Origin of the sequence: Mordavella massiliensis (assembly GCF_016901695.1) — a bacterium.
GTDB classification, from domain to species: Bacteria; Bacillota; Clostridia; order Lachnospirales; family Lachnospiraceae; genus Claveliimonas; species Claveliimonas massiliensis_A.
In genome coordinates this window covers 199,587-210,574 of record NZ_JACJKS010000004.1, presented here as the reverse complement: position 1 = coordinate 210,574, position 10,988 = coordinate 199,587, and the positions used below count along the sequence as shown (strand labels likewise).

At 55.5% G+C, this 10,988-nt stretch carries 13 protein-coding genes, 1 tRNA gene and 1 riboswitch; of the genes, 4 read left to right on the top strand and 10 right to left on the bottom strand.

Going from position 1 to position 10,988, the window contains the following annotated elements; all coding sequences use genetic code 11:
- Positions 1-395 precede the first annotated feature (395 nt).
- Entirely contained in the window at positions 396-1,190 is a 795-nt protein-coding gene (locus H6A20_RS04505; protein ID WP_204905971.1) for a creatininase family protein, read from the bottom strand.
- Positions 1,180-1,803, bottom strand: a complete 624-nt coding sequence (locus H6A20_RS04500; protein WP_204905970.1) for an ECF transporter S component — start codon at positions 1,801-1,803, stop codon at positions 1,180-1,182. The genes H6A20_RS04505 and H6A20_RS04500 overlap by 11 nt, the downstream gene beginning before the upstream one ends.
- A gap of 107 nt (positions 1,804-1,910) precedes the next feature.
- Positions 1,911-2,030, bottom strand: a riboswitch (FMN riboswitch).
- Between the two features lie 244 nt (positions 2,031-2,274).
- On the opposite strand from H6A20_RS04500, the gene H6A20_RS04495 reads away from it, so the two are divergent.
- Positions 2,275-2,856: a flavodoxin domain-containing protein gene (locus H6A20_RS04495; protein WP_204905969.1), complete on the top strand. Its 582-nt coding sequence runs from the start codon at positions 2,275-2,277 to the stop codon at positions 2,854-2,856.
- Here the strand turns inward: H6A20_RS04495 and H6A20_RS04490 are convergent.
- The 4 genes from H6A20_RS04490 to infC all read right to left on the bottom strand — a co-directional run bounded on the left by H6A20_RS04490 (position 2,838) and on the right by infC (position 4,211).
- Positions 2,838-2,921 (bottom strand) — tRNA-Leu (locus tag H6A20_RS04490). The two genes, H6A20_RS04495 and H6A20_RS04490, sit on opposite strands and share 19 nt — an antisense overlap.
- A 176-nt stretch (positions 2,922-3,097) precedes the next feature.
- Positions 3,098-3,454: a 50S ribosomal protein L20 gene (gene rplT, locus H6A20_RS04485; RefSeq protein WP_204905968.1), complete on the bottom strand. Its 357-nt coding sequence runs from the start codon at positions 3,452-3,454 to the stop codon at positions 3,098-3,100.
- A 31-nt stretch (positions 3,455-3,485) separates the two neighbouring features.
- Entirely contained in the window at positions 3,486-3,683 is a 198-nt protein-coding gene (gene rpmI, locus H6A20_RS04480; protein WP_004840820.1) for a 50S ribosomal protein L35, read from the bottom strand.
- Between the two features lie 33 nt (positions 3,684-3,716).
- Entirely contained in the window at positions 3,717-4,211 is a 495-nt protein-coding gene (gene infC / locus H6A20_RS04475; protein WP_204905967.1) for a translation initiation factor IF-3, read from the bottom strand.
- A gap of 350 nt (positions 4,212-4,561) precedes the next feature.
- Here infC and H6A20_RS04470 point away from each other — a divergent pair, with 350 nt between their 5' ends.
- Both H6A20_RS04470 and H6A20_RS04465 read left to right on the top strand, forming a co-directional pair.
- Positions 4,562-5,917, top strand: coding sequence for a sodium-dependent transporter (locus H6A20_RS04470; protein WP_204905966.1), 1,356 nt, complete (start codon positions 4,562-4,564; stop codon positions 5,915-5,917).
- A 42-nt stretch (positions 5,918-5,959) separates the two neighbouring features.
- Entirely contained in the window at positions 5,960-6,436 is a 477-nt protein-coding gene (locus tag H6A20_RS04465; RefSeq protein ID WP_204905965.1) for a YbaK/EbsC family protein, read from the top strand.
- A 45-nt stretch (positions 6,437-6,481) separates the two neighbouring features.
- Here the strand turns inward: H6A20_RS04465 and H6A20_RS04460 are convergent, their stop codons facing one another.
- From H6A20_RS04460 to H6A20_RS04450, 3 genes are read right to left on the bottom strand one after another with little or no spacing between them, the layout of a single operon-like run.
- Entirely contained in the window at positions 6,482-7,417 is a 936-nt protein-coding gene (locus H6A20_RS04460; protein ID WP_204905964.1) for a serine hydrolase, read from the bottom strand.
- A 6-nt stretch (positions 7,418-7,423) separates the two neighbouring features.
- Positions 7,424-8,092, bottom strand: a complete 669-nt coding sequence (locus H6A20_RS04455) for a B3/B4 domain-containing protein (RefSeq protein WP_204905963.1) — start codon at positions 8,090-8,092, stop codon at positions 7,424-7,426.
- A gap of 4 nt (positions 8,093-8,096) precedes the next feature.
- A complete protein-coding gene (locus H6A20_RS04450; RefSeq protein ID WP_204905962.1) occupies positions 8,097-8,960 on the bottom strand; it encodes a DegV family protein in 864 nt (287 codons plus the stop codon).
- A gap of 148 nt (positions 8,961-9,108) precedes the next feature.
- Between H6A20_RS04450 and H6A20_RS04445 the strand changes: the two genes are divergently transcribed.
- A complete protein-coding gene (locus tag H6A20_RS04445) occupies positions 9,109-10,470 on the top strand; it encodes a spore germination protein (RefSeq protein WP_204905961.1) in 1,362 nt (453 codons plus the stop codon).
- On the opposite strand, the gene H6A20_RS04440 is transcribed toward H6A20_RS04445, so the two are convergent.
- Positions 10,467-10,979: a dCTP deaminase/dUTPase family protein gene (locus tag H6A20_RS04440; protein ID WP_204905960.1), complete on the bottom strand. Its 513-nt coding sequence runs from the start codon at positions 10,977-10,979 to the stop codon at positions 10,467-10,469. The genes H6A20_RS04445 and H6A20_RS04440 overlap by 4 nt on opposite strands.
- Positions 10,980-10,988: the final 9 nt, after the last annotated feature.

Here is a 10,988-nt window from a genome sequence, read left to right as displayed (position 1 = left end):
GTTCCGGATCCGCGTAATGTTTCCCTGTGATGGCATTATACAGTTCCAGCAGGTTCTTCTTGTCCTCGAACAGCATGATAAACAGGGTGGACTTAAACGTCCGGTTGACGGGTAACGCGTCGCTCGTGTTTGCATTTGTCATACGCACAGCCTCCTTTTGAAAATGGAATGCAAAGAGACTGCACTGTCCGCCTTCCTGCTAAAGCCACATCCGCTAATCTCTCTGCTGATAATGGAAATTAAAAGCATTGAGATTTTCCTGAATGTAATAGAAAAACAGATGCAGCTAATGCTGCGTTAGAATCAGACATGCCGGAAACATAATGCTTTTACATATGATAACACAAGCCGGGAGAAAAAGCCAGATAATTATGTCTTTGAGATGACAGTATCTCCTACGCCTTCCATTTCCGGATCTCCAAAAGTCCCGGGACAAGCTCCCTGGCGCTTGTCTCCAGAATGATCCTCCCTTTTTCCGCCGTGGCGCCGGACGGGTCTCCCCCGATTCCGATGGGCTTCCCGTCAGCGGTCTTCCAGTCTTCCGACACCCACCCGATGGTGACGCTGCCTGCAGTTTTGAGCGTCTGGTTGCCCACGAACGCGCTGGGGATGCCGGCCTCGGCCGTCTCCAGCCTTACGAGGGAGGGATCGACCGCCATCACCATGGACGTCTCCATCTCCCCGCCGTGGAAGTCATAGACATTCCCCTCCGACACCGTCGCGCGCACGTCCGGATGCCCAAACGCGCCGGCGGACAGGATGAAGGGAGACAGTCCCAGATCGCTGCGCAGCTCCCGGCTCAGCACCTGGATGACCGGCGCGTTCCCCCCGTGGCACACAAGGAACGCCAGCTTCTTAAAGCCGTGCCGGTACAGGCTCTCACTGATGTCATACAGCAGATGGTAGTAGGTGTCCGGCTTCAGGGTCACGGAGCCGCAGAAATTCTTGTGTTCCGTGCTGAGTCCCACCGGGATCACCGGGAAAGCCAGGATCGGGAAATCCCCCTCTCCCGCCTCCTCCAGCGCGCGGCCCAGGTACTCTACCATGGCCCCGGCAATGATATCATCCGTGCCAAGCGGCGCCTGGTTGCCGTGCTGCTCCAGCGCCCCCACCGGGATCAGGACGATCGTCTCCTCCCTGTCCACCTGCTCCATCTGCGCTCTTGTCAGTTCCATGTATTTACGAATCATACCGCGTCCTCCATCCTTTCACTACCTGCAGTTCCTTCATTCTGTCATACAGAAGATATCCTGTGATATAGTTCAAAAACAGCTTGATGAGATTGAACGGGATCGTGGCAAGAACAAGGAACAGCGGCAGGTTCTGTATCAGCGGGTTGACCGCCCCCACTGTGCGGACCACCTCATCCAGCGACAGCCCCATGGCCTTCGCATAGAGCGGCAGGGTGATGCAGGCGTTCAGGAAGCAGGAAAAGGCGATCCGGACCGGCAGGCTGACGCCGAGGGCGAGGATGGCGGCCTTCCTCGTCCCGCCGGACTTCTGAAAAATGAACCACAGCGGCAGGATATACAGGACCGTCCCCAGAAGGTTGGCAAATTCACCGACAAACATAGTGTTCGTCCCCACAGTGATCAGTTTGATCAGGATCTTGATCACCTCGACGCTGATGCCGGAGACCGGCCCCAGAAGAAACGTGGCGATCACGGACGGCACATCGCTGAAATCGATCTTGTAGAATGGCGGCATCAGCGGGATCGGAAACTCCAGCGACATGAGGATGCCGGCGACAGCCGCGAGCATGGCTGTGACGATAAAGTAATAGGTTTTGCTTTTTGTTCTCATTGGATAGAACGCTCCTTTCGAATGATCTGTACAAATGCAGTAAATCCTCCGAAAGAATAAAGACAAAAAATCTCAGCGCAGGGGCGCTGAGATGATCGGTCTATCTGTTATTTCTTCTCCCATCCAGACTGTCACTGTCGGTTTTGGAATTCCACCAAATCAGCCACTTGCGTGGGTCACGGACTATAACCGTCGGTAGGGAATTACACCCTGCCCCGAAGAATTTATTCATTTGTCACATTTTATTTTAGCACACACCGGACGGAAGCACAAGGTCTCATTGTCCTCCGCCGTCAAACAGCTTCGGCGATGCAGGATCATGCAGGGGATATCTAAAGGGTCCGGCACACATTTTACACCGATTTTACCAAAAGCGGGTGGCCTGCTGATATTGCCCGCTATATAATCAGAAATAGATAATTATATTTTTATCTTTGGATTGGCAGCAATCATTTTTAGAGGAGAACGGCAATGAATCAAGTCATTATTTACAGCAGTCGATACGGAAGTACACTTCAGTATGCAAAAAAACTGTCAGAACAAACCAATATCCCGGCAGTTGATTACAGGGAGGCGCCTGAGCTTTCCGGAATGCGCACCATCATCTATATGGGCGGCTTGTATGCCGGTGGCGTCCCCGGACTTACAAAAACCTTTCGTGGTTTCTCCCTCCGGGATGGACAAAAGGTGATTCTCATAACCATAGGGCTGTCCGATCCAGATGAACCGGAAAACCGACAGAATATTCGGGCGGCACTTAAAAAACAGCTTCCACCAGACCTGTTTCATCAGGCAAAAATATTTCATCTTCGTGGTGGGATAGATTACCAAAGACTTTCTTTAAGTCATCGCACTATGCTGGCACTATTATACCGCTCCTTGCGAAAAACGCCCCTTGAACAGCAAACAGCCGAAAACCGCGCGCTCATAGAAACATACGGGAAGCAGGTGAATTTTATAGATTTCGGTGCATTGGAAGCGGTTATCCGTGAAATACAACACGAAAAAACCCCGCATTACTACGAGGTTTCCAATGCGGAAGATGGGACTTGAACCCACACGACACGAATGTCACAAGATCCTTAGTCTTGCTCGTCTGCCAGTTCCGACACTTCCGCATGACTGCGTTATTTCGCTGTCCGAATGATATAATACTATATCCCGGCGCGAATGTCAACAGTTATTTTTGAATTATCTTAATTGGATGTATAATATATATATTCGGAAATTTATCAAAAATTCCCGTCCAGACAAATGGACGGGAATCTCAGATTTTTATCTTTACAGAGACAGGTTAGGCAATGCTCTTCTTCGCTGTCTCAGCCAGCGCTGCAAAACCTTCCTTGTCGTTTACTGCCATCTCGGCAAGCATCTTTCTGTTAATGTCGATGTTGGCAACCTTGAGGCCGTGCATCAGTCTGCTGTAGGAAAGACCGTTCAGTCTAGCAGCCGCGTTGATGCGGGCGATCCACAACTGACGCATCTGGCGCTTGCGCTGCTTTCTTCCCGCGTATGCGGATGTGAGGGCTCTCATGACAGACTGCTTTGCAACTCTGTACTGCTTGGAGCGCGCTCCTCTGTAACCCTTAGCCAGCTTTAATGTTCTGTTATGTTTCTTCTTAGCGTTTAATCCGCCCTTAATTCTTGCCATGTCTTAATTCCTCCTTCAATCTTTCCCAATCTTACAGATATGGTAATACTTTCTTCATATTCTTTACATTGGTTGCATCTGTGATTGTAGCCTGTCTGAGATTTCTCTTTCTCTTCGTAGACTTCTTGGTTAAGATATGGCTCTTGTAAGCTTTGTTTCTTTTCAGCTTTCCTGTACCCGTCTTCTTGAAGCGCTTTGCAGCAGCTCTATTTGTTTTAATTTTTGGCATGATGTTTTTCCTCCTTAAAGATAAATAGTATTTTTAACGTTTTTCAGTTAAAACCATGCTCATATTTCTTCCTTCGAGTTTGGCCGGTTTCTCAACAACCGCCACGTCAGCGAGCATCTGGGCGATATCGTCCAGGATGTGTTTGCTCTGCTGTACATGAGCCATCTCCCGTCCGCGGAAGCGGAGCGTAACCTTGACCTTGTTCCCCTTTGCCAGGAATTTCTTGGCATTGTTCACCTTGGTGTTCAGGTCGTTGGTATCAATATTTGGTGAAAGACGCACTTCCTTCACTTCAACCGTTTTCTGCTTTTTCCTGGCCTCTTTCTCTTTTCTGGCCAGCTCATACTTGTACTTGCCGTAGTCGATGATCTTGCATACGGGCGGCTGAGCTTTGGGCGCAACCTTGACCAGATCCAGCTGCGCTTCCTCAGCCAGCTTCATCGCCTCGCGCGCAGACATAATGCCAAGCTGCTCGCCGGCTTCGCTGATCACACGTACTTCCCTGTCTCTGATCTGTTCATTAATCATTAAATCGCTAATTGTAGTGCACCTCCATCAAAAAAAATAAGTGAATAGCTCAGACTACCCACTTAACCAGTTGCACAACACACCTCTCCCGGTGTATAATGACACGATATCAACCAATAGTCACCCGCTTGTGCTATGGTGAGAGTGGATACTCTGCTTTCTTTTACACTTTACGCAACAATTAATCTATCACAGTTCCCGGCCCGTGTCAACACTTTTTTCTTGCCTAATTGCTCCTTCTTCTATATAATAGAGATTAACGGTCTGCACCGGCACAGATCCGCGCAGAGCGTGCTGCATCACACATGGGAGTAATCTGATTTACTTACATATGGAGGAGGTTATTACAAATGAACAAAAGAAGCAGCTTCTCCGGCAAGCTCGGGTTCGTCCTGGCCGCTGCCGGTTCTGCGGTAGGTCTCGGGAACATCTGGCGCTTTCCCTACCTTGCCGCGCAGTACGGAGGAGGCACGTTCCTTCTCGTCTATCTGGTGATCGCCGTCACCTTCGGCTTTTCCCTGATGATCGCCGAGGTGGCCATCGGCCGCAAGACAGGGCTGTCCGCCATCGGCGCCTTCAAGTCCCTGGATTCCCGCTTCGGCTTCCTGGGCATCCTCTCGGCGGCGGTTCCCATCATCATCCTTCCCTACTATTCCGTTATCGGGGGATGGGTCATCAAGTATTTCGCAGTCTTCGCCACAGGCGGCGGGAGCGCTTCCGCCGCGGACGACTACTTTACGGGGTTCGTGGGAAGCACCTTTGAGCCCCTGGGCTGGTTCCTTCTCTTCCTGGGCGCCACGGCCGTGATCGTGCTGCTGGGCGTGGAGAAGGGCATTGAAAAGGTGAGCAAATTCGCCATGCCGATCCTTGTGCTCCTGGCGGTGATCATCTCTGTCTACTGCCTGACGCTGGACGGGGCCATGGACGGACTTGCCTACTATGTACAGCCGCACATGGAGGATTTCTCTGTGAAGACCGTTCTGTCCGCCATGGGACAGCTCTTCTACTCCATGTCCCTGGCCATGGGCATCATGGTCACCTACGGCTCCTACATGCGCAAGGACACGAACCTGGAGAGCTCTGTGCGCCAGATCGAGATCTTTGACACTGTGATCGCCTTCCTGGCCGGCCTGATGATCATCCCCGCGGTGTTCGTCTTCTCCGGCGGCGATCCGAAGATGCTCCAGAGCGGACCGAGCCTTATGTTCGTGATCCTGCCAAAGGTGTTTGACACCATGCCCATGGGCAGTCTGATCGGCGCGGCCTTCTTCCTGCTCGTGATCTTCGCGGCCCTCACGTCCTCCATCTCCCTGATGGAGACCATCGTGTCCATCTTCCGCGACAAGTTCCACTGGAGCCGGAAGGGCGCCTGCATCTTCGTCACAGTGCTGTCCCTTGTCATGGGCATCCCGTCCTCTCTCGGATTCGGCCCCTTAGGCTTCATCACCTGGGCGAACATGACGATCCTGGATATCATGGACTTTGTGAGCAACAGCGTGCTCATGCCCATCGTGGCCTTCTTCACCTGCATCTTTGTGGGCTTCTTCATAGGACCGAAGGCTGTGTCGGACGAGGTAAAGGCATCCCACGGGAAGTTCGTGGGCGAGAAGCTGTTCACGGTCATGATCAAGTGGGTGACGCCCGTCTTCCTGATCCTGATCCTTGGAAGCTCCGTGGCCAACTCCATGGGCTGGTTTAAATTATAAAAAAGAAAAGGCTGAACAGCCAGAGGAAAGGTCGTGCAGCATATGTCTGTAGAAGCAGTGAGAACCTATTTTAAGAAATGGCCCGGCATGGAGGCGCGGATCCTGGAGTTCCCGGTCTCCAGCGCCACCGTGGCTGAGGCGGCGCTGGCGGTGGGCACCCAGGAGCAGCGCATCGCAAAGACCCTGTCCTTCCTGCTGGAGCGGGGCCCCATCCTCGTCGTGGCCGCCGGGGACGCCAAGGTGGACAACAAGAAGTTCAAGGCAGCGTTCCACAAAAAAGCGTCCATGCTGAAGGCGGACGAGCTGACGGAGCTGATCGGGCATCCGGCCGGAGGCGTATGTCCCTTCGCTGTCCGGGAGGGCGTGGAGATCTACCTGGACGTCTCGCTCAAGAGATTTGCTACTGTCTTTCCCGCCTGCGGGAGCGCCAACAGCGCCATCGAGCTGTCCATCCCGGAGCTGGAGATGTACTGCTCCCGCTTTGACGGCTGGGTGGATGTGTGCAAGATACCGGAATAAACGATACAAAAAAGGGAATGTCATACATATGATGACATTCCTTTTTTATGTGTTCAGAGCTTCGTAGACGCAGCCGGATATCTCCCGGATCCGTTCCTGTGCCTCCTCCGTGTTAGACAAATCTTCCGACATCACGCTCAGGATATAGTCCGTCTCCGCCCCGAAGACGATAGCCGCATCGTGCTGCGCTTCATCCGTCTCTCCCGTCTTGTTCGCGGCTTCGGCCTCCTCCGGCAGGTCTGCCGGGATCTTCGTGTCGAGCTGCTGGGCAAGGAGGAGGTCCAGCATCTGCTGCGATGCCTCCTGCGACACGCATGTCCCGTCATAGATCCGCTCCAGCAGACGGGCGCAGTCTTTGGGAGACGTGTGGTTCTTCCTGTCCTCCGTGGCCTCCCGCTTCGTCTCTGAGGGGCTTAAAGTGTGGTAGATGCCCGTGTCGTCATACCCCTGCTCACAGATGTATGCGCTGACCTTCTCACAGCCCTCCCTGAAGCTCCTCTTCCGGCTGTGGAGGCGGACCAGCTCGTTGTACGCCTCATTGTCGGAGACAGTGATCATGCGGTCAAGCAGGCTGTCCACCTTCTCCCGGCTCTTCGCGGCACTGCCGCTGCGGGCGCTGTCGTCCTCCAGGATCTCCTCCATGTGGGCGTAGGTGCTCTCCATCACATACAGCTTGATCAGGCTGGCCGCATAGGCGCTCTCCCCGCCAATGTCCGCGGCGTGCCCGGTGTCCAGGTCCTCCACGTGGATGCTCCAGTCCCCGTCCGCGTCCGCCGTCATGGCCTCCAGCTCATCCGCCAGCTGCTCCATCTCCTCCTGGCCTTCCTCCAGCTCCCGGCGCACAAGGCTCTGGTAATCCTCTATGTATATCTCCTCCGCGTCTGCCATCCGGGACTCCCCGGCCGCCATGCCGTGCAGCGCCATCGCGCCCAGGCCGGCCAGGAGAGCGGCGGCCGCGGCAAGTCTCTTCTTTAGCTCCATACGCCGCTATGACACGATCCAGCTCTCGGTGTCCGAGGCGCCGGCGTAGCGCTCCAGATACGTGCGCCCGCGCTCCAGCGCCTTCTCCAGATCGCTGTTGTCAGAGAAAGAGTAGATGAGCGTCAGCACTTCCCGGGCTTCGCCTGTGATCATGGCCCGCTCCGAGTCGCTGGTGGAGCTTCCGATGGCGCCCCTCGCATCCGCCAACACCGGCAGATGCTCGATGTTCACTTCCGCCTTGCCGATGCCCTTGTATGTCTCCTTCTCCCGCCCGATGCGGAAGATCAGCTCATCCCCGATGCGGGCCGTGTCGTAGGAGCCCACGGAGAAACCGGACTCAATGGAGATCAGATTGTTCACATCCACGACCGTATTGACTTCATACAGGCCCTTTCCCTGCCCGATCCTGCGGATCAGCGCCTCCGAAGAGACGCGGTAGCGGCTCGGGTCCTTGCCGAAGGCCCTGTACGCGGCGCGGGACTCCCGGATGTTCGGGATCTCCGTGACGCCGCAGTCGAAGATCGCGTCCTTCACCTTCCTGAAGACCTCCTTTTTCAGGTAGGTCCACATCTCCTCGTTCTTCTCCCCGACCGTCACCTTGTACTGCAGGCATCCCACCCGGACGGCGGGCCACTTTTCCTTCATTTCCGCTTCGATCACAAGATGCTTTCCCATATCCTTACCTCTTATTGCCCATGCAGAACACGGCCACAACGCCGGGGCCTGTATGGCTGCCGATGACGGTGCCGATGTTGTTGATGAGGATGTTGTCGATGCCCATCTTCTCCCGCACAAGGCCGGCCACATACTCTGCGTCCTCGATGCAGTCCCCGTGAGTGATCATGATGATGTCATTGTCCCATCCCTTTGCCTGCTCCGCCGCCATGTCCACGATCGTGTTGAGGGATTTCTTCCTGCCCCGCTCCTTGCCGATGACCTGGAGCTTGCCGTTGTTGTCCATGTGGATGATGGGCTTGATCTTCACCATCGTCCCGACCACGGCCGTGGCCTTGGAGATGCGTCCGCCCCGGTGCAGATGGTTCAGGTCGTCCACCGTCACGTCATGGCAGATGTGGAGCTTGTTCTCCTCCACCCAGGCCGCCGTCTCGTCGATGGTCTTCCCGGCCGCCTTCTGCTGCAGCGCCTTGTGAAGAAGGAGCCCCTCTCCCAAGCAGGCGCACAGGGTGTCGATGACGATGACTTTGGCCTCCGGGTACTCTTCCCGCAGTTCCTCCGCCGCGATCATCATGCTGTTGCACGTGCCGGAAAGGCCGGATGAGAACGCCAGGTGGAGCACATCCTTCCCCTCCTTCAGGAACGGCTCCAGTGCTGCCTTGGCCTCCCCCGGGTTGATCTGGGATGTGACGGCCATCTTGCCCTCCCTGAGCTTCTGGAAAAACTCCCTGGAAGTCAGGCCCGCCATGTCGTCGTAGGTCTGTCCGTCTATCGTATATTTCAGCGGAATCACCGGTACATGTCTCTCCTCAAGCCACTCCTTCGGCAGATCCACCGTACTGTTAACAGTGATCACATACTCTCTCATTTCCAATACCTCCTGCTTTGCGTCTTTTTACATGCCCTTATCATACCATTTTTTGCAGAGTAAGGCAAAGCCTTTTGGAGACGTGCATATTTTGCCTGGTTCCGGGCAGATTAAAGGTAAGCAAATGTTGGATGGAGGAAAACGACCTATGCCGGATACAAGAACCGTGACTGCGTCCGTCCGGGAGAACGCAGCCTACATGAACCAGATCCTGCCCGTGAAGGAGAGTTTTGATCTCGTGCAGCGGGACCTTGTGATCGGAGGGCGCGGCGCCGCCCTCTTCTTTATCGACGGATTTATGAAGGACGAGGCCATGCTGAAGATCCTGGACTCCCTCCTGGGCGTCGCGCCAGAGGACATGCCCGGGAGCGCCTCCGGCTTTGCCGCAGGATGCCTTCCCTACGTGGAGGTGGACACCCTGAGCTCTTTTGACCAGGTCCTGAAAAACCTGCTCTCCGGGGCCGCCTGCCTGTTCATCGACGGGTACGCGGCCTGCCTTGTCGTCGACTGCCGCACCTACCCGGCCCGCAGCGTGGGGGAGCCGGAAAAGGACAAGTCCCTGCGGGGATCCCGGGACGGCTTCGTGGAGACCATCGTGTTCAACACAGCCCTCATCCGCAGGCGGATCCGGGACCCGCACCTGGTCATGCAGATGACGGAGATCGGCGTCAACTCCCGGACGGACGTGGCCCTGTGCTACATGTCGGACCGGGTGGAACAGTCGCTTCTTGACAATCTGACAAAAAAACTGCAGGCCATCCACACGGATGACCTGCGCATGAACCAGCAGAGCCTGGCTGAAGAGCTGTTCAAAAGGAAGTGGTTCAACCCCTTCCCGAAATTCAAATTTACAGAGAGGCCGGACACGGCGGCGGCCTGCCTGCTGGAGGGAAAGATCGTGATCCTGGTGGACAACTCCCCCTCGGCCATGATCCTCCCCACCTCCATCCTGGACATCATCGAGGAGGCAAACGACTACTATTTCCCCACCCTGACACAGGTCTACCTGAAGTTCTCCCGGGGGCTCATCACCTTCCTGACCGTCTTTCTGACGCCCGTCTACCTTCTGTTCATGCAGAATCCGGGCTGGCTGCCGGAGGCGTTCGGGTTCGTGGCGATCCGGGACACGGTGAACATCCCCCTTGTGTTCCAGATGCTCATGCTGGAGCTGGCCATTGACGGCCTGCGGCTGGCCGCCCTCAATACTCCCAGCATGCTCAGCACTCCCTTGAGCGTCATCGCCGGCATTGTCATGGGGGAATTCTCCGTACAGTCCGGCTGGTTCAACTCGGAGGTCATGCTGTACATGGCCTTTGTGGCGGTCGCCAACTACACCCAGCCCAATTTTGAGCTCGGCTACGCCCTGAAATTCATGCGGCTTCTTCTCCTTGTCCTGACCGCCCTGTTTGACTGGATCGGGTTTGCCGCCGGCTGCGTCATCGTCGTCTGCAGCATCTGCTTTAACAAAACCCTCTCCGGGCGCAGCTACCTGGATATCCGGCTGCACTAGCTCGTGCTGCCGAATCCCCCGTTGCGGACGCCCTTGGCCTCATCGTCCACCGTGATGCCGTACTCCACGAAGATGCCCTGCATGAAACCGGTCCCCGCGGGGATCTCCACCGTCTTCCCCTCGTTTGTGTCGTTGGTGATCTTGGAGAAGATGTGCCCCTCGTTGTCCGAGTAGTAGTAGTCGCTGTCGATGATGCCAACCGTGTTGTTGAGCTGCAGGCGGTACTTGAATCCGAGCCCGCTGCGCGGGTAGCACTTGAGGACCCACTCCTCCTCCATCCGCACCCGGATGCCGGTGGGGATCTTTACCGTCTCCCCGGGCCGGAGGGTAAAGGCTGCCGGGGCGAAGAAATCATAGCCTGCAGACCCGCTGGTGGCCCGCTCTGGCAGTCTGACAGCGTCGTAGATCTCACGGATCTTCGCCTCGTCCGCTTCGCCGAAAGTGTCGGTCCACCCCTCTTTAAACTGTTCAAAACTTACCTTTTCAAATTTCGCGATCCTCTTAGCCATGGAATACGA